We start from the raw sequence: 18,008 nt of genomic DNA, 5'->3' as shown, positions 1-18,008 counted from the left end.
CGCCCCGTGCGAGAACGATTCCGGTTGACCCCAGGCGGCCGCTACCCCCACGAGCCCTGGTTCCACATCGGGTCCCTGGGGGTGACCACGACCTGGCTCGTGGTCTTCGGGAGCATCGTCGGACTGGTGCTCTTCGCGATGCTGGGTGGCGAGGGTGTCTACAACGGCCTCGCCCTGGCGCAGAGCAACCTCGCCGCGCTCAAGCTGTGGACGCTGGTCACCTGGCCGTTCTCCTATCCGCAGTTCAGCATCTTCGACGTCCTGGCGATCTTCTTCTTCTGGTACTTCGGCTCCGACCTCGAGCGCAACGAGCTCGGCAAGGTCCGCTTCGCCTGGCTGCTGGTGGCGTTCACCGCCGTGCTCTCGGTGCTGGCGGTCTTCTTCGGGAGCGTGCTGGACCCGACGTACCTCCTGGCCGGCCTGGGGATGCTCGAGATGATGGTCGTGCTGCTGTGGATCGCGCAGTGGCCCGACCGGATGTTCATCTTCAACATCCCCGCATGGCTCTTCGGTGTGATCCTGGTCGGCATCCAGCTGATCCAGTACCTCGGCTACCGCAGCTTCGTGATGCTGCTCGTCTTCGTCGTCGGCCTGGCGGTCAACGCGTTCGTGGCGCGCCAGTTCGGGCTGCTGGACCGCTTCGCCTGGATCCCGCGCGTGGCCGGTGACGGTCAGCCGAAGCCGGCCAAGCCCGCCAAGAACAAGAAGCGCCGGTCCGGTCCGACCGTGGTCGCCGGCCCGTGGGAGTCCTCGACGCCCACAGGTCCGTCCAAGGACGAGCAGCGGATGGACGAGCTGCTCGACAAGATCCACGCCGAGGGCGCCGACTCGCTGACCAGCAAGGAGCGCAAGGAGCTCATGCAGTTGCGGGAGCGCCGCCGCCGCGGCTGAGGGTGGTCCCGGCGTACGTCCGGGGGCGAAGTTGAGCGCGGACGACTCAACTTCTAGCCCTGAAGAGCGGTAATGCACGGTCAGAGGTCCCGGCTTTGCAGGCGCGACGTTGACGCTTGTCCAGAACGGTGTCACTCTTGTAGACGGCCCGGTATCGCGGGGACGTCTAGTGATTCCAACGAAGGAAACGTATTCATGGCGAAGGCGCTGATCGGTTACATGAGCAGCGACCTGCGGACTCCCGCCCACCTCACAGCCGAGAACGCTCGGCTGCGTGCGCGTGTGCGTGAGCTCGAGGATCTCGTTCTGTCGCTCAAGACTGAGAACGACGCACTGGTCACGGCACACACCGCCGACCTCGACACCTCGATGCAGGAGATGCAGCCCGCCTGATCTGCGGGCACTCTGCAACACCACGGACGAGAGCCATTTCTCGTTCAGGTGGAACCGACTCTGTACTCAGGGTCGGTTTCGACCTTTTCGGGCACTCTCACGTGCCCGGCCCCACGAGGTCCGCAGATCGCCGCGCTCCCCGGGTTATCCTCGACCCGTTGGGGTTCCCCTGAGCAGCGCCGATTAGATTTGCTCGCTCACCTCAGCCACGCTGAAGTGTTGCGAACTGTGTACGACCACGTGGTCCTGAGCCGGGGGAGTAGTCGATGTACCTCAAGCGTCTGACGCTGAAGGGTTTCAAGTCGTTCGCGTCCGCGACGACCCTCGAGCTCGAGCCCGGGATCACCTGCATCGTCGGCCCCAACGGGTCGGGCAAGTCCAACGTCGTCGACGCGCTCGCCTGGGTCATGGGCGAGCAGGGCGCCAAGAGCCTGCGCGGCGGCAAGATGGAGGACGTCATCTTCGCCGGCACCGCCGGCCGCGCGCCGCTGGGGCGCGCCGAGGTCTCGCTGACCATCGACAACACCGACGGCGCGCTGCCGATCGAGTACGCCGAGGTCACCATCTCCCGCACGATGTTCCGCAACGGCGGCTCGGAGTATGCGATCAACGGCAGCCCGTGCCGCCTCCTCGACGTCCAGGACCTGCTGTCCGACTCCGGCATCGGCCGCGAGATGCACGTGATCGTCGGCCAGGGCCAGCTCGACACGATCCTGCGCGCGACCCCCGAGGACCGCCGCGGCTTCATCGAGGAGGCCGCCGGCGTCCTCAAGCACCGCAAGCGCAAGGAGAAGGCGCTGCGTAAGCTCGACTCCACGCAGGTCAACCTGGACCGGCTCCAGGACCTGCTCGTCGAGATCCGCCGCCAGCTCAAGCCGCTCGGCCGCCAGGCGGAGGTCGCCCGGCAGGCGCAGACGGTGCAGATGGACGTACGCGACGCCAAGGCACGCCTCTACGCCGACGACCTGGTCACCGCGAGGACCGAGCTCGACAAGGAGCTCGCCGACGAGGGCGCGCTGCTGGCCCGTCGCGCCGAGGTCGAGGAGACCATCGCGGAGGGGCGCGAGCAGGAGGCCGTCCTGGAGGCGGCGCTGCGCGAGGACCTGCCGGCGCTGGCTGCCGCGCAGGAGACCTGGTTCGCGCTGAACTCGCTGCGCGAGCGGCTCCGTGGCACCCAGTCGCTGGCCTCCGAGCGGGTGCGCAACGCCGCCGGCTCCGAGGACCTCGAGGTGCGCCAGGGCCGCGACCCCGAGGAGCTCGAGGCGCAGGCCGAGGCGGCCAGCGAGCAGGAGGAGGCCGCCGACGCCGAGGTCGAGGAGCTCCGCTACGCCCTCGAGGAGGCGGTCGAGGCTCGCAAGGAGGCCGAGGACGCCGCCGCCGAGGAGGAGCGCCGGGTCAAGGGTCTCGAGCGCGCCGCCGCCGACCGCCGCGAGGGGCTGGCCCGGCTGACCGGGCAGGTCAACGCGCTCAAGTCGCGCGCGGCGGCTGCCGACGACGAGGTCGGTCGTCTGACCGCTGCTCGTGAGGAGGCGCTGGCTCGTGCCGAGCGCGCCCAGCGAGACTTCACCGCCCTGGAGACCAAGGTCGCCGGTCTGGACGCCGGCGAGGAGGGTCTCGACGCCGAGCACGAGGCCGCCGCCGCCGCGCTCGAGGACATCGAGGAGCGGCTCGGCAAGCTGCAGGCCGAGGCCCAGCAGGCCGACCGTGACCGCTCGACGCTCGCCGCCCGCAAGGACGCGCTGGAGATGGGGCTGAACCGCAAGGACGGCGCGGGTGCGCTGCTCGGCTCCGACCTGCCCGGCGTGCTCGGCTCGGTGGCGTCGCTGCTCGCGGTGCGCTCCGGCTACGAGGCCGCGGTCGCCGCCGCGCTCGGCACCGCCTCCGACGCGGTGGTCGTCGACTCCGCCGAGCGTGCCGTCGGTGCGATCGAACACCTCAAGACCGAGGACCTCGGCCGGGCCGGTCTGCTCCTGGGCGGCTCGCCCGAGGAGACCGGTGGCTGGCCGGCGCTGCCTGCTGGTGCTGCGTACGCCCTGGATGTGGTGGAGTGCCAGGCGGTGCTGCGGCCCTCGGTGGCGCGGCTGCTCGACAAGGTCGCCGTGGTCGACGACCTCGCTGCCGCGCGTTCGCTGGTCGACACGAACCCCGAGCTCACCGCGGTGACGCGTGACGGCGACCTGATCGGTGCCCACTTCGCGGCCGGTGGCTCCTCCAGCGTGCCGAGCCTGCTCGAGGTGCAGGCAGCGGTCGACGAGGCCACCGCCCAGCTCGCCGAGGCCGACGCGGTCTCCGAGCGGGCCACCTTCGAGACCTCCCGGCTGGAGGCGGAGCGGCTGGCCGCGCAGAAGCGGGTCGACGTCGCCCTGGCCAAGCTCCACGAGTCCGACGCGACCCTGGCCGCGGTGGCCGAGGAGCTCGGCCAGTTCGGCGCCCAGGCGCGGGCGGCGCGCGGCGAGGCCGAGCGGCTCCTGTCCGCGGTCGAGCAGGCGCAGGAGGCGCGCGAGAACGCCGTCGCCGGGCTGGCCGAGCTCGAGGAGCGGCTCGCGATGGCCGAGGAGGAGCCGGAGGACGAGCCGGACGTCAGCGCTCGCGACTCGCTGGCCCAGGCCGCCCGCGACGCGCGACAGCGCGAGATGGACGCGCGGTTGGCGTTGCGTACCTCCGAGGAGCGGGCGCGCGCCCTGTCCGGTCGTGCCGAAGGGTTGCTCCGTGCTGCTCGTCAGGAGCGCGAGCAGCGCGCCAAGGCGGCCGCCCGCCGCGAGCAGATGCGCCGCGAGGGCGAGGCCGCGAGGGCGGTCGGCACCGCGGTGGCGTACGCGCTGGAGCGGCTGGAGGTCTCCGTCCAGCAGGCCGCCGCGGCCCGCACCGAGATCGAGCAGTCCCGCGCCGGTCGCGAGCAGGCGCTGCGCGAGTGCCGCTCGCTGCTGCGCAACCTCGGCAAGGAGCTCGAGGAGCTGGTCAACTCGGTCCATCGCGACGAGATGGCCCGCGCCCAGCAGCGGATGCGCATCGAGCAGCTCGAGGAGCGGATCCTCGACGAGCTCGGTCTCGACCCCGAGGCGATCGTCACCGACTACGGCCCCGACCAGCTGGTGCCGCAGCACCCGGACGAGGACGGCAACGAGCGCGAGCCGATCCCCTACGTCCGCGCCGAGCAGGCCAAGCGGCTCAAGGCCGCGGAGAAGAATTTGCGCGCGCTCGGCAAGGTGAACCCGCTCGCGCTCGAGGAGTTCGCCGCGATGGAGGAGCGCCACAAGTTCCTCACCGAGCAGCTCGAGGACCTCAAGAAAACACGGGCCGATCTCATGGACATCGTCAAGGAGGTGGACAACCGCGTCGAGCAGGTCTTCACCGAGGCCTGGGAGGATGTCCGCGTCGCCTTCGACCACGTCTTCGCGCGCCTCTTCCCGGGCGGCGAGGGCAAGCTCGTGCTCACCGACCCGGAGAACATGCTCACCACCGGCATCGAGGTCGAGGCGCGGCCCCCGGGCAAGAAGGTCAAGCGGCTCTCGCTGCTCTCCGGCGGCGAGCGGTCGCTGGTCGCGGTCGCCTTCCTGGTCTCGCTCTTCAAGGCCCGCCCCTCGCCGTTCTACATCCTCGACGAGGTCGAGGCGGCACTCGACGACACCAACCTGGGCCGCCTCCTGGAGATCTATGAGGAGCTGCGCGAGAACTCCCAGCTGATGGTGATCACCCACCAGAAGCGCACCATGGAGGTCGGAGACGCGCTCTACGGCGTGACCATGCGCGGCGACGGTGTCACCACCGTCATCTCGCAGCGTCTCCGCGACGCGCAGCCCGCCTGACCGGCCGCGCCGTCCTCAACATCGAGGAGCCGAGGCTGCGTCGGGGCTGAGCCAGGCCATGTTCCTGGCTTCATGAGCGGATGAACCACATCCGCTTCGGCGCACGCGCCCTCACCTCGGCCTCGCTCGCCGGGTCCGGAGTCCTCGCCTACATCGCGGCCTGGCAGCGCTGGTCGGGGGTCTGCCCGCGTGGCGGGTTCGACGACGCTGCCTGCCTCGAACGCCAGGACCACCTCTACGACTACCAGCTGCCCGCGAGCCCGTGGGTCCCGGTCGGCGACGCCGCGCAGCTCTACGGGCTGTCCATCCTGCTGCTGGCGGTCGCGGTGTTCGCGATGCCGTTCCTATGGGCACCTGCTGGTCGCCGCTTCCTGACATGGCCGCTCGCCGTCATTCCTGCCGTCGCCTACGTCGGCGTCGGTGGGGCGACCGTGGCGTCAGGGATGGCGGGCAGGCCGGTCACCCTTCCGGGCTACGACGTGCCGGCGTTCTTGCTGGTGAACCTGTTCTGGCCCTTCGGTCTGTTCGTGTACGCCTCGGTCGTCGCGCTCTGGAACTTCCCGGCTGAGGGGATCGTGACACCTGCAGATCGGCGCGCGGCCATGCGCTCGGCGAGCATGGTGGCGACATCGCTGCTGATCGCGGCGACGACGGTCTTCCCGACGTACTTCATCGTCGGCCCCCTCGCCGCGGGCTACATGTCCTACGACACGGCCCCGTGGTCGGAGGCGCCCGCAGGGGTGCTCCTCGTCCTCGCCGCCGTCCTCGTCTGGCCGGCGACGGCTCGGGTGACGGCACGGCCGGCGTCCGACCTGATGAGCCCGGCGAAGGAGGCCCTCTTCTAGGATCAGGCGCGATGAGCACTCCTGACCGCACCACCCCGACCCGCGCCGACTACGTGCACTGGCGCACGATCACCACCCGCTGGCGCGACGACGACGCGTACGGTCACCTCAACAACGCGACCTACTACGAGTACTTCGACACCGCGGTCAACGCCTACCTGTTCGAGACGACGGGCGTGAACGTGCGGAAGCTGCCGAAGATCGGGATCGTGGCGGAGACCTCGTGCCGCTACCTGCGCGAGATCGGCTTCCCGGAGCCGGTCGAGGCCGGGCTGGTCGTCGACAAGGTCGGGAGCTCGTCGGTGATCTACCGCATCGGGCTCTTCCAGGGGCCGGGCGAAGAGGCGGCGGCCGAGGGCCGGTTCGTGCACGTCTACGTCGACAACACCGACCCGTCGCGGCCGGTGTCGCCGATGCCCGACGAGATCCGGGAAGCCGTCATGCCGCTGTGGAAGGGGCGTCCGGGCAACGGAGCGTGACGCTTGGTCAAACCTTGCGTGGCGCCATTCACCGACGTCAGGCACTGTGACAGGCTGATCCATCGTCGGAGCACGATCTGGAGCGTCTTGGGGGACCTTGAGTGGACGAAGAGCTGAAGCGCATCGCACGTGGCGGTCTGCGCAGAGGGCGAGACCTGGCCCGCAAGGTCTACAACGACTCGCCCCTCTACAGCCGCGCCGACGACGTGCGGCTGCTCGTCGACTGCCCGGTCTTCGACCACGAGTGGTACGCCGAGCAGGTCGGTCAGCGCCTCGACCGCAAGCGCGCCGCGCGCCACTATCTCGAGCAGGACCGCTCCCAGCCGCTGGCGCAGCCCAGCCCGCTCTTCGACCCGGAGTTCTTCGTCGCCAAGCTGACCCCGCGGCTGCGCAGGCAGATGGGCGACCAGGACCCGTTCCTCTACTGGCTGCGTGCCGAGCTGTGGCTGCAGCCCACCCACCCGCTCTTCGACACCGACGGCTACACCGCGCGACGCAAGACCGAACGCTTCTACGGCGGCGCGATCGGCCATTACATCGACCGCGGTGCGCGCAACGGTCGCCGTGCCAACGACTGGATGACCCAGGTCGACGGCCGCTTCCCCGACCTGCGTGACTGGATCCGCGAGCGTCGCGCCGAGTGGCAGGCCCGGCAGGGCGACCTGCAGACCTGGCGACCCTCCATCGACCACGGCGCGCCCGTCCCTGCCGGGCGTCAGCTGGTCGGCGCCGTCACCGTCATCGTCGACCTGGGCGCCTCCGACGAGCTCGCCCGAGCGACGCTCGACAGCGTCGTCGCCCAGGGCGGGGTCGACACCGAGATCGTGCTCATCGACCGCGGCCTGACCCCGACGGCCGTCGAGGCAGTGCCCGGGGCTCGGATCGTCGCCGGCGACCCGGACCGGGGCGAGCCGGGTGCGGTCGCGGCCTTCTCCGAGGTCACCACCGACTTCGTCGCGTACGCGGTCGGGGGAGAGGTCTGGAAGCCCGGTCGGCTCGCGCGGCTGGTCTCGGTGGCAGAGGCGGCGGGGTCGCCGCTGGTCGCCGACGTGCTGGAACGCTCGTGGCAGCCGGAGCAGCGGTTCGCCGTCGACGTACCTCCGGTCTCGCCGGGCCCGGACGTGCCCGGCACCTTGATGCGGGTGCTGCTCTCGCGGCTGCTGATCTCCGCGTCGCTGCTCGGCGAGGTCGGCGGGCCGCGCGAGGACGTCGGCTTCGGCTGGTCCTACGAGCTCGCGCTGCGGCTGACCTCGCGGTCGGCTGTGCAGCTCGTCCCCGAGGTCGGCGTGGAGCGCGACCAGGGCATCAACCCGCGCCGCCCGCGCCAGGACCGGCTGCCGCTGGACCCCTTCGACCAGGAGTCGTGGGAGGACGTCGTACGCAACCGCACCTTCGTCGACTGGTCCGCGCTGGCCGCGCGCACCCCTGACCCCGACGTGGTCTCGGTGGTGATCCCGACCTACGACGACTCGCTGCTGACCGTCGGTGCGGTCGAGGCGCTGGTCGAGCACGGCGCCGGGTCGAAGCGACTCGAGGTCGTGGTCTGGGACAACGGCTCCTCTGCCGGGGTCTCGGCGGTGCTCGACTCGCTGCCGCTGCGCTTCCCCGAGGTGAAGGTGGTGCACAGCAACGTCAACCACAACTTCGCCCTCGGCAACAACATGGCGATCCCGCACGTCACCGGCGAGACCGTGGTCTTCCTCAACAACGACACCACCGCGCTGAGCGGCTGGCTGGAACCGCTGGTCTCGGCGCTCGAGGACCCCGAGACGCTCGCGGTGCAGCCGCTGCTGCTCTACCCGAGCGGTTCGGTGCAGTCAGCCGGCGTCGTCTTCCCGCCCTATGGCGGGCTGCCCTACAACATGCTCGCCGAGTATCCGCCCGAGGACGCCGCCGGCCTCGAAGGACACCGGTTCTCCGCGCTGACCGGCGCCGCGCTGGTCATGCGTTACCGCGACGTGGTCGCGTTGCAGGGGTTCGACCCGATCTACACCAACGGCATGGAGGACGTCGACCTGTGCCACCGGCTCGCGGAGCTGCGGGACGGGGCGTTCCGGGTGGTGCCCTCCTCCCAGGTGGTCCACCACGAGTCGAAGTCGAAGGGCCGCTACGCCCGCGCCCCGCGCAACCGGCTGGTCTACCTCGACCGCTGGCGCGGACGCATCGAGCCCCGTGACGACGTGGCCGCCTGGGAGGCCTGCGGCTACCAGGTCGTCGGCCGGGTGATCGCCGGTGAGCCGACCGGGGCGCAGCGGGCCCACGCCGGCACCCGCCCGGTGCTCGCCCCGCTGCCGCGGGTCTCCGTGGTCGAGGGCGTCCCGCAGCTGCGCTGGTCGATCAAGATCTCCGCACCCGCGGCGCCGGAGGGGGAGAGATGGGGCGACACCCACTTCGCCCGTGCGCTGGCCCGCTCGCTGCGTACGCTCGGCCAGTCGGTCGTCGTCGACCACCACTACGAGTGGGAACGGCCGAGCGCGCTCGACGACGACGTCGCGCTCACCCTGCGCGGTCTCTCGCGCTACTTCCCCTCGCCCGACAACCGGATCAACATCGGCTGGGTCATCTCCCACCCCGACGCCGTCACCCGGGCCGAGGCGGCAGCCTTCGACCGGCTGCTGGCGGCCGGGCCGACGTGGGCCTCACGGATGTCGGTGCGGTGGGGGATCCGGATCGACCCGCTGCTGCAGGCCACCGACCCCGAGCTCTTCAACCCCGACCGCGCGCTGCCCGACTCGGGCCACCCGGTGCTCTTCGTCGGCACCTCGCGCGACGTCGAGCGGCCGATCATCCACGACGCGGTCGAGATGGGGCTGCCGCTGTCGGTCTACGGCCACGGCTGGGAGTCCTACATCCCGCGCCACCACATCAAGGCCCAGCACATGTCCAACACCCGGCTCGGCGCCGAATACCGCGCCGCCGGGGTCGTGCTCAACGACCACTGGCCCGACATGCGTGCGTACGGCTTCATCTCCAACCGGCTCTTCGACGCCGTGGCGTCCGGCGCCCGGGTCATCTCCGACGACGTCGTCGGCCTCCGCGACGTCTTCGGAGACACCGTGCAGGTCTACGAGACCCCGGAGGACCTGGTGAAGTGGTCCTCGATGCCCGACCCGTCGGTCGTCTTCGGCACCGACGAGTACGTCCGCGCCGAGGCCGCCCGCATCCACCGTGACCACAGCTTCGACGCCCGGGCTCGCACGCTGCTCGACATCGCGCTCGAGGAGCGTGCCCGGCGCTCGTAGGTTTGCGCTCGCGGCCGCGGGGCCCGCCTGCCAGAGTGTCCGCATGACGAAGCTCTCGGCGATCCAGCTGGACGAGCGGGACGCGCTCGCCCAGGACCTGCGGCCGCTCGCGCCCGAGCAGTGGCGAACCACCACGCTCTGCGGCGAGTGGGACGTGGAGGAGGTCGTCTCGCACCTCGGCGCGGCCTCCCGCCTCTCCTTCCCCGGGTGGCTGCGCAGCATGTCCGGGGCGCGGTTCGACCAACCGCCGCCGGCTCGAGGAGTTCCGCGGCTCCACCCCGGCGGAGACCCTGTCGAGCTTCGCCGCCATCGGTCCGATCGGGCTGCCCCGCAAGGAGAGCGTCGGTGGGCTCGGAGAGATGATCGTCCACGGCGAGGACATCCGCAGACCGCTCGGCATCCGGCACGACCCTGACTCCGAGGGACTGATGGCGGTCGCGAGGTTCTTCGCCACCAAGGACTTCGCGGTCAACAGCAAGACCCTCGTCGCCGGCCTCCGTCTCCGAGCGGTCGACGCGGACTTCGTGGCCGGCGACGGCCCCGAGGTCACCGGCCGCCTGCTCGACCTGGTCGTGGCGATGGCCGGCCGCCGCGGCGTACTGACGGCTCTCGAGGGCGAGGGTGTTGTCGAGCTGGGGCGGCGGACGGCCGCGGTCTCCGGGTAGTCCAGGGAGTTTCGGTCGGTCTACTGGCGAGTAACCGGCCAAAACTCCCTGGAGTATCCAAATCGTCCGCCGCGACCTGGGGCGGCGGACGGCCGTAATTTCGGGATAGTCCAGGGAGTTCCCGTCGGTTTACTGGCGAGTAACCGACGGAAACTCCCTGGAGTATCCAAATCGTCCGCCGCGAAAACCGCCCACGGCTACTTCTCGAAGACCGCCTGGTCGAGCACGCGACGCTCGTCGTCGGCCAGGACGAGCAGGTCTTCGCGGGTCAGGCCGGTGCCCTCGCCGGTGGGGGAGAGGTTGATGAAGAACTCGTGCTTCACGGTGTCGTGGAAGGAGGTCTCCCGCATCGAGATGAAGCCGAGGTCGGCGAGGTCCTGGAGGAGCAGGCGGAGGTGGTTGGGGGTGCAGACCCAGTTGTGGGTGTCGATGTAGCGCTCCCCGCGTCGGGCCTCCTCGCCGCTGGCCTTCACCGCCTCGAGGTGGTTGGCGAAGGTGTAGTCGCCCTTGTGGCGCGGGCCCCAGGCAGTGATGCCGCCGTGCTTGGCGGCGTTGAGCCGCTCCTCGATGACCGCGCCCATGGTGTGGACCGAGGGCGGGTCGAGGTGGGCGTCGATGACCCGCGAGAGCGATGCCCGCTCGCGGAACCGGTCGAAGCAATAGCGGTGGTCGGGGATGACCAGGGCGAGCACGCCGTCGGGCTCGAGCAGCTTCTCGCACTCGTTGACGAAGTCGATCATCGAGGTGGTGTGCTCGATGACGTGGGAGGCGACGACCAGGTCGAAACGCTCCGGAATGACCTCTGACCAGGGGGTTCCGGGCCGGAAGACGTAGTCGACCTCCTCGATGTCGTCGGGGTCGTACTGGGAGAAGCCGGAGTAGCGCTCCACCAGGCCCTCGCGGTCGAGATAGTCGACGATGCGGACGTCGTAGCCGTCCCGCTTGGGCAGGATCGCGTTGTGCGCGGGGCCGATCTCCAGGATCACCGCGTCGGGCTTGACCCCGGCGAGGACCTGCTCGCGACGCAGCTCGAGCCGGTCGAGCCCGGGGATGGCCGGCACCGCGGTGGTGTGGTTGCGGTCGCCCTGCAGCCGGTCCACCTTCGTACGCAGCTTCTGGTTGCGCTGCTTGAGCTCGTCGATCCGGTCGTGCAGGCGCGCGGCCTCGGCGTCGGCGGCACGGACGGTCTGCAGACCCGCTGCGGCGAGGCCGCGGCGTACGGCGCCCCTGAAGGTGGGCAAGAGGGTCCTCCTGGAAGAGAGTTCAGCGGTTGCGGGGTGGGATGTAGGGCTCGGCGGCCAGGGCCGCGCGGCCGCGCTCGGCGCCGAGGGCGTGCTCGTCGTCGGGGACGGGCTTGTCGGTCTCGGGGTCGAGCACGTCGCCGAGCAGGTCGGGCAGCAGCGCGCGGCCGTGGATGATGCGCAGGTGGTTGGTCAGCCAGTCGTCGAAGGCGTAGTCGCCCGAGAAGGCGCCCGCCGCGAGCTCGGCGCGGGTGGGCGTGCGCGCGAGGTAGGCGTCCTGCAGGGTGCCGTTCTGGTAGCGCTTGTAGTCGCGCATCCCGTGGTGGCGCGGGCTCGGGCGCAGGTCGGGGCTCGCCTCGTAGCCCTTGCCGGCGTTGATCACCTTGCGCTCGAGCTGCGCCCAGGAGCGCCAGGGCAGGTGGAGCACCTCCATGGCGACCTCGTCGTCCGGCTGGCCGTTGCTCTTCATCGAGGTGAAGTGGTTGCCCTGGACGATCTCGATGTCGGACTCGCCGCGGTGGATCGCGTTGGGTGTCGGATGGGCGTGCAGCCCGGCCGCCTCGAGCTTCTCGTCGGGACGCCGGTCGCGCCACTGCAGCCGGGTGACGCCACCGCCCGTCCAGGCGGGCGGGCCGACGAGGTTCTCGACCTCGACGGTGAACGCGTTCAGGGAGAGGGGAGTGGCCTCGAGCGCCTCGCGTACGGTCATGCCCTTGTTCTTCGGCACCAGGAACTCGTCGGCGTCGAGGTTGAGGACCCAGTCGGCCCGGAAGTGGGTGCGCGCGCGGCGGGCCATCGCGGTGACGACCCTGCCCTGCTGCTTCTCGTGGAGGGGGTCGTGGTGGAGCTCGACCCGCCCCGTCTCGGCGTAGCGCTCGAGCACCTCGGTGGTGCCGTCGACCGACGCGTTGTCCGTGACGACCAGCGTGTCGACACCCTGGTCCAGGTGGTGCTCGATCATCGCGGCGACGATGTCGACCTCGTCCCGGACCATCATTGTCCCGATGATCCTCATGGCGTGAAACCCTACCGGCGAAGTGGACGTTGTCGAGATCCCGCGCCGTAGGACCGCCGGCCCCTGGCGCGCGGCCGCGTGTGGCGTTGTGGGCTCCGGGCGCGCGGTGTGCAAAAGTGGACGTCGTCCGCGTGCATTCATAAGGGGGCTGGCTGAGCCAGTGTTGACCGTCGTTGTCATCTTCGTGGCGATGTTTCTCATCGTCGCTCTGGCCGGTCTCGTGATCGTCTACACCGTCTTCCCGCACCGCGGCCAGAAGATGCCGTACGCCTCCCGGATCGGTGACGCGATGGAGCGGGCGGTCGACACCGCCCCCACCCTCGGTCCGGCCACCCGCCTGCAGCAGCGCCGCGACAACCCCCTCGCCGACCTGATGAGCGACCCCCGGCGTACGCCCAAGCGCTGACCCTCCCTCCGCGAGCGGTCGAAAACTGACGCCGAGACGTCGAAAATCGGCGCCGAATGGGCCCATTCGGCGCCGATTTTCGACGTCTCGCGGTCAGGAACTGACGTCTCGGTGAGGGGTCTTGGGGGTTGGTTTGGTTGGATGAGTCCCATGGACATGGTCACCCTCATCGTCATCATCGCGGTCGCCGCTGTCGCGATCATCGGCGGCGGCATCGCCGGTCTGGTCACCAGCACCCGGCGCCGCAAGGACCGTACGCTGCCGACGCAGACCGGGACCGATGTCATCACCCGTCCCGAGGCGCCGACCGAGGAGCCGATCGCCGGGGAGGCCGAGCCCGAGACGGTGGAGCCGGCGGCGCCGTCCGCTCCGACCATCGAGAAGCCGGAGAGCACCGCCTCCCGCCTGGTGCGGCTGCGCCAGCGTCTGGCCGGCTCCAACGCGCTGGGGCGCGGTCTGCTCAACCTGCTCTCCACCGACCGCCTCGACGAGGACACCTGGGAGTCGATCGAGGACCTCCTGCTCACCGCCGACATCGGCGTCGCGCCGACCCAGGAGCTGGTCGAGGGGCTGCGCACCCGGCTGCGGGTCGAGGGCGGCAAGGCCGACCCGAAGACCGCGCTGCGCGAAGAGCTGATCAAGCTCGTCGACCCGACCATGGACCGCCGGCTGCAGGTCAGCGGTGCCGACGGCGCACCGGGCGTGGTGCTGATGGTGGGTGTCAACGGCACCGGCAAGACCACCACGACCGGCAAGCTCGCCCGCATCCTGGTCTCCGAGGACCGCAAGGTCGTCCTCGGCGCCGCCGACACCTTCCGCGCCGCCGCTGCCGAGCAGCTCACGACCTGGGGTGAGCGCGTCGGCGTCGAGGTCGTCCGCGGCCCGGAGGGCACCGACCCGGCCAGCGTCGCCTTCGACTCGGTCAAGGAGGGGCTCGACACCGGTGTCGACACCGTCATCGTCGACACCGCCGGCCGGCTGCAGAACAAGGCCGGCCTGATGGACGAGCTCGGCAAGGTCAAGCGGGTGGTCGAGAAGCAGACCCCGGTCACCGAGGTGCTGCTGGTCCTCGATGCCACCACCGGCCAGAACGGCCTCATCCAGGCCCGCGTCTTCAGCGAGGCGGTCGCCGTCACCGGCATCGTCCTCACCAAGCTCGACGGCTCCGCCAAGGGCGGCATCGTGGTGGCCGTGCAGCGTGAGCTCGGCGTCCCGGTCAAGCTCGTCGGCCTCGGCGAGGGTCCCGACGACCTCACCCCGTTCACCCCCGAGGCCTTCGTCGACGCACTTCTCGGCTAGCCGCCCGTGCCACATGGCAGGATCGCCGGTATGCGTCATTCACTCGCCGGCCGGGCCGAGACCTCCATGCAGGCCCGCCTGCTCGCTCAGCTCCGCGACGAGGGCCCGCTCTCGCGCGTGCAGCTCGCCGACCGGCTGAACGTCTCCCGCACCACCATCGCCGCCGAGGTCGGCCGGCTCACCGAGCTGGGCATGGCCCACGAGGTGGGGCCGGCGGCCTCGCGCGGTGGCCGCCGCTCGACTCTGGTCGACCTCGCCCCGGACATCCGGTTCGTCGGCATCTCGATCGGCGCCACCAGCATGTCGGTCGGGCTCACCGACGGCCGCCTCTCGGTGATCGCCACCCGCACCCGCCCGTGCGACATCCGCAGCGGCCCGGAGAAGGTGCTCGCCACCGCCCTCGACGAGGTACGCAGCCTGCTCGACGAGCACGGCGTGACCGACCCGATGGGCGCCGGCGTCGGGGTCCCCGGCCCGGTCGACTTCCACCGTGGGGTCTCGGTCTCGCCGCCGATCATGCCGGGCTGGGACGGCTACCCGGTGCGTGACGCGGTCGCTCGCGAGCTGGGCTGCCCGGTGGTGCTCGACAACGACGTGAACGTGCTCGCGGCGGGGGAGCAGCACGCCGGTGTCGCCCGCACCGCCCGCGACTTCCTCTACGTCAAGATCGGCACCGGCATCGGCTGCGGGATCGTCGTCGACGGCGAGCTCTACCGCGGCGTCGACGGCTGCGCCGGCGACATCGGCCACATCCGGGTCGAGGACTTCGGCCCCACCTGCGCCTGCGGCAACACCGGCTGCCTGGAGGCCTTCTCCGGCGGTGCGGCGCTCGCCCGGGAGGCGCTCGCCGCCGCCCGCTCGGGCCGCTCCCCGGTGCTCGCCGAGCTGCTCTCGGAGAAGGGCGACCTGAGCGCCGAGGACGTCGCCGTCGCGGTCGCCCGCGGTGACGCCCAGGCGGTGCAGCTCATCCGCGACAGCGGACACCGCATCGGCCAGGTGCTCGCGAGCCTGGTCTCCTTCTTCAACCCGGGCCTGATCGTCATCGGCGGCCGGGTCAGCAAGCTCGGCCACGGGCTGCTCGCCGAGATCCGCAGCGTGACCTACCGTCGCTCGCTGCCGCTGGCCACCGGCAACCTCCCGATCGTGCTCAGCGAGCTCGGGGACGAGGGCGGCGTCATCGGTGCGGCCCACCTGATCAGCGCCTCGGTGTACGCGCCCAGCAGCGACGAGGCGTAGCCCGCCCCTGTCCGGCCCCGGCAGGCCCCGTCGGGCCAGTTTCGTCCCATCTTTCGAAATCTTCTTGCGAAAGATCGCAAGTCGCTTGACGTGACCGGCGTCACATCGCTACGTTCGCGGACGATCTCGCTCCCCTCCACGACAGCGAGAGAAGGAGATGGACCGTGCACAGATTCACCCTCTGGAGCGTCGCCACCACCGTGGTCTCCGGCCTCCTGGTTCTCCCCATCACGACCTCCGCCGACGCGGCTCCCGCAGCCGAACCGCCGCCGGACAGCGCCTTCGAGAAGGTCACCCTCAACGACCGCCCCGGCGAGCCGATGGACCTCGCGGTCCTGCCCGACGGGGACGTCCTGCACAGCACCCGCGCCGGCAAGGTCTGGCTCAACGACGCCGAGACCGGCGTCAACTCGCTCGCCGCGGAGTTCGACGTCTACCAGCACGACGAGGAGGGGCTGCAGAGCATCGCTCTGGACCCCGGCTTCGACGGCAAGCGCAACCGCTGGATCTACGCCTACTACTCGCCGCCCCTCGACACTCCCGTCGACGACCCGTCCACCCCGGACGTCAACGAGGGTGACGCGCCGGAGCACGGCACTCCTGCCGACTTCGAGCCGTTCAAGGGCGCGATCAGGCTCTCCCGCTACGAGTACAAGAACGGGAAGATCGACCTCACCACCGAGCAGCAGATCATGGACGTACCCGTCGACCGCGGCCGCTGCTGCCACGTCGGCGGCGACATCGTCTTCGACTCCAAGGGCAACCTGATCCTCGCCACCGGCGACGACACCGACCCGTTCCAGTCCGACGGGTACGCCCCGCTCGACGACAGCGAGAACCGCAGCCCGGCGTTCGACTCGAGGCGCACTGCGGCCAACACCAACGACCTGCGCGGCAAGCTCCTGCGGATCAAGCCGAAGGCGGGCGGCGGCTACACGATCCCCAAGGGCAACCTCTTCGAGCCGGGCGCCGACAAGACCCGTCCGGAGATCTACGCGATGGGCCTGCGCAACCCCTTCCGGATCGAGATCGACCCGAAGACCGACCGCGTCTTCGTGGCCGACTACTCGCCCGACGCCTCCTCGGCCGACCCGGAGCGTGGTCCGGCGGGTCAGGGCAAGTGGACCGTCGTGTCGAAGCCGGCCAACTACGGCTGGCCGCTGTGTGCGACCGCCGAGATGCCCTACCGCGACTACGACTTCGAGACCGGGACCTCGGGTCCGGCCTTCGACTGTGCGAAGCCGGTCAACGACTCCCGGCACAACACCGGTCTGACCGAGCTCCCGCCGGTCACCCAGCCGACGGTCTGGTACTCCTACGCGCCGTCCGAGGAGTTCCCCGAACTCGGCTCCGAGGGTGGCATCGCGCCCATGGCCGGCCCTGCGTACGCCTTCGACAAGCGCAACGACAAGTCGCCCCGCTCCGGCGCCTGGCCTGCCTACTACGACGGGATCCCGCTCTTCGCCGAGTGGGGCCGTGACTACGTCAAGGCGATGCGGCTGGACAAGAAGGGTGAGCTGACCGGCATCGAGGACGTGCTGAGCGCGTTCGCGACCGACAACGTGATGGACCTCGAGTTCGGCAAGAACGGCTCGCTCTACATGCTCGAGTACGGCGACGGCTACTTCAGCGAAAACGAGGAGGCCCAGGTCTCCCGGATCGACTACGTCGCCCGCTCCGGCAACCACACCCCGACGCCGGCCATCACCGCCGACCAGACCTCGGGTCAGCCGCCGCTGACGGTCGCCTTCGACAGCGCCGGCACCACGGACGCCGACGGTGACGAGCTGACCTACCAGTGGGACTTCGACGGCGACGGCATCTTCGACGCCACCGGTCCGACGGCGACCCACACCTACGACGAGGTCGGCGCCTACCGGGCGACCCTGACCGTCACCGACCACGGCGGCAAGGGGCGCGGCAAGCACGCCTCGGCCGACGTCGACGTGGTGGTCGGCAACGACACCCCGCAGGTGACGCTGACGACCGACCCGGCGCCGGGCGGTGACTTCCACTTCGGTGACACCGTCCAGTTCCAGGTCGAGGTCAGCGACGACCAGGAGGTGGACTGCAACCGCGTCTCGGTGACGTACGTCCTGGGCCACGACGAGCACGGGCACCCGCAGACCACGGCCAACGGCTGCAGCGGCTCCATCGTGACCTCGGTGCCGGGCGGGCACGACCCGGAGCACGACGACCTCCACGCGGTCTTCGTCGCGGAGTACACCGACCCGGGTGAGGAGGGGCTGCCGGCCCTGACCGGGAGCGACGAGGTGGTGATCGCACCCAGCGAGTGACCCGCGCCCTCGCGGGAGGGGCACCCGGCCGTTCCGGCGGCCGGGTGCCCTTTTTTGATGACTTTGTCCAATAACTTTTCAAAGTGGAACACAAACTTTGCGGAAACTGCCATGAAAGGGTTGTAGAAGGTGAGGCGGGTCACTAGTTTGTCTCTCGGCCGCCGAATTCTGTGACTGTCATCACAGCGGTGGT

The 18,008-nt window shown here is 70.4% G+C and carries 14 protein-coding genes; 12 read left to right on the top strand and 2 right to left on the bottom strand.

The features are described 5' to 3' along the window. Positions 1 to 6: 6 nt before the first annotated feature. The 8 genes from IEY81_RS15380 (at position 7) to IEY81_RS15345 (ending at position 10,321) form a co-directional block, all read left to right on the top strand. Positions 7 to 891, top strand: coding sequence for a DUF6576 domain-containing protein (locus tag IEY81_RS15380; RefSeq protein ID WP_189119362.1), 885 nt, complete (start codon positions 7 to 9; stop codon positions 889 to 891). A gap of 195 nt (positions 892 to 1,086) precedes the next feature. Further along, positions 1,087 to 1,284: a hypothetical protein gene (locus IEY81_RS15375; RefSeq protein WP_189119361.1), complete on the top strand. Its 198-nt coding sequence runs from the start codon at positions 1,087 to 1,089 to the stop codon at positions 1,282 to 1,284. A gap of 266 nt (positions 1,285 to 1,550) precedes the next feature. Then, entirely contained in the window at positions 1,551 to 5,090 is a 3,540-nt protein-coding gene (gene smc / locus IEY81_RS15370; RefSeq protein WP_189119360.1) for a chromosome segregation protein SMC, read from the top strand. A gap of 80 nt (positions 5,091 to 5,170) precedes the next feature. Further along, a complete protein-coding gene (locus tag IEY81_RS15365) occupies positions 5,171 to 5,935 on the top strand; it encodes a hypothetical protein (RefSeq protein WP_189119359.1) in 765 nt (254 codons plus the stop codon). A gap of 11 nt (positions 5,936 to 5,946) precedes the next feature. Then, the gene (locus IEY81_RS15360; protein WP_189119358.1) at positions 5,947 to 6,414 is read left to right on the top strand and encodes an acyl-CoA thioesterase; all 468 of its coding nucleotides are present in this window, start codon (positions 5,947 to 5,949) and stop codon (positions 6,412 to 6,414) included. A gap of 101 nt (positions 6,415 to 6,515) precedes the next feature. Continuing rightward, positions 6,516 to 9,656 (top strand): glycosyltransferase, encoded by a 3,141-nt coding sequence (locus tag IEY81_RS15355; RefSeq protein WP_189119357.1) that lies wholly within the window; start codon positions 6,516 to 6,518, stop codon positions 9,654 to 9,656. A 43-nt stretch (positions 9,657 to 9,699) separates the two neighbouring features. Continuing rightward, on the top strand, positions 9,700 to 10,071 hold the full coding sequence (locus IEY81_RS24625; RefSeq protein WP_189119356.1) for a maleylpyruvate isomerase N-terminal domain-containing protein: 372 nt from the start codon (positions 9,700 to 9,702) through the stop codon (positions 10,069 to 10,071). Continuing rightward, complete coding sequence (locus IEY81_RS15345) at positions 10,016 to 10,321, top strand: maleylpyruvate isomerase mycothiol-dependent enzyme family protein (RefSeq protein ID WP_189119470.1); 306 nt, start codon at positions 10,016 to 10,018, stop codon at positions 10,319 to 10,321. Before IEY81_RS24625 ends, IEY81_RS15345 begins: the two co-directional genes overlap by 56 nt. 197 nt (positions 10,322 to 10,518) lie before the next feature. Here IEY81_RS15345 and IEY81_RS15340 read toward each other — a convergent pair whose 3' ends face one another. Further along, complete coding sequence (locus IEY81_RS15340; protein ID WP_189119355.1) at positions 10,519 to 11,562, bottom strand: methyltransferase domain-containing protein; 1,044 nt, start codon at positions 11,560 to 11,562, stop codon at positions 10,519 to 10,521. A 22-nt stretch (positions 11,563 to 11,584) separates the two neighbouring features. Then, positions 11,585 to 12,559: a glycosyltransferase family 2 protein gene (locus tag IEY81_RS15335; RefSeq protein ID WP_189119354.1), complete on the bottom strand. Its 975-nt coding sequence runs from the start codon at positions 12,557 to 12,559 to the stop codon at positions 11,585 to 11,587. Between the two features lie 208 nt (positions 12,560 to 12,767). On the opposite strand from IEY81_RS15335, the gene IEY81_RS15330 reads away from it, so the two are divergent. The 4 genes from IEY81_RS15330 to IEY81_RS15315 all read left to right on the top strand — a co-directional run bounded on the left by IEY81_RS15330 (position 12,768) and on the right by IEY81_RS15315 (position 17,815). Then, positions 12,768 to 12,983, top strand: a complete 216-nt coding sequence (locus IEY81_RS15330; RefSeq protein ID WP_189119353.1) for a hypothetical protein — start codon at positions 12,768 to 12,770, stop codon at positions 12,981 to 12,983. A 150-nt stretch (positions 12,984 to 13,133) separates the two neighbouring features. Further along, a complete protein-coding gene (gene ftsY, locus IEY81_RS15325; RefSeq protein ID WP_189119460.1) occupies positions 13,134 to 14,282 on the top strand; it encodes a signal recognition particle-docking protein FtsY in 1,149 nt (382 codons plus the stop codon). Positions 14,283 to 14,312: 30 nt separating this feature from the next. Further along, positions 14,313 to 15,518: an ROK family transcriptional regulator gene (locus IEY81_RS15320; protein WP_189119352.1), complete on the top strand. Its 1,206-nt coding sequence runs from the start codon at positions 14,313 to 14,315 to the stop codon at positions 15,516 to 15,518. Between the two features lie 164 nt (positions 15,519 to 15,682). Next, complete coding sequence (locus IEY81_RS15315) at positions 15,683 to 17,815, top strand: PQQ-dependent sugar dehydrogenase (protein ID WP_189119351.1); 2,133 nt, start codon at positions 15,683 to 15,685, stop codon at positions 17,813 to 17,815. Positions 17,816 to 18,008: the final 193 nt, after the last annotated feature.

The sequence above is a fragment of the Nocardioides luteus genome (genome assembly GCF_014648595.1).
GTDB lineage: Bacteria > Actinomycetota > Actinomycetes > Propionibacteriales > Nocardioidaceae > Nocardioides > Nocardioides luteus.
This window is presented reverse-complemented; position numbering and strand designations above follow the sequence as displayed.

What these genes read in the sequence shown, in the direction of transcription:
- IEY81_RS15375 (WP_189119361.1), top strand. Translation starts at nt 1,087, where the DNA reads ATGGCGAAGGCGCTGATCGGTTACATGAGCAGCGACCTGCGGACTCCC.
- smc (WP_189119360.1), top strand. Translation starts at nt 1,551, where the DNA reads ATGTACCTCAAGCGTCTGACGCTGAAGGGTTTCAAGTCGTTCGCGTCC.
- IEY81_RS15365 (WP_189119359.1), top strand. Translation starts at nt 5,171, where the DNA reads ATGAACCACATCCGCTTCGGCGCACGCGCCCTCACCTCGGCCTCGCTC.
- IEY81_RS15360 (WP_189119358.1), top strand. Translation starts at nt 5,947, where the DNA reads ATGAGCACTCCTGACCGCACCACCCCGACCCGCGCCGACTACGTGCAC.
- IEY81_RS24625 (WP_189119356.1), top strand. Translation starts at nt 9,700, where the DNA reads ATGACGAAGCTCTCGGCGATCCAGCTGGACGAGCGGGACGCGCTCGCC.
- IEY81_RS15345 (WP_189119470.1), top strand. Translation starts at nt 10,016, where the DNA reads ATGATCGTCCACGGCGAGGACATCCGCAGACCGCTCGGCATCCGGCAC.
- IEY81_RS15335 (WP_189119354.1), bottom strand. Translation starts at nt 12,559, where the DNA reads ATGATGGTCCGGGACGAGGTCGACATCGTCGCCGCGATGATCGAGCAC.
- IEY81_RS15330 (WP_189119353.1), top strand. Translation starts at nt 12,768, where the DNA reads ATGTTTCTCATCGTCGCTCTGGCCGGTCTCGTGATCGTCTACACCGTC.
- ftsY (WP_189119460.1), top strand. Translation starts at nt 13,134, where the DNA reads ATGGACATGGTCACCCTCATCGTCATCATCGCGGTCGCCGCTGTCGCG.
- IEY81_RS15320 (WP_189119352.1), top strand. Translation starts at nt 14,313, where the DNA reads ATGCGTCATTCACTCGCCGGCCGGGCCGAGACCTCCATGCAGGCCCGC.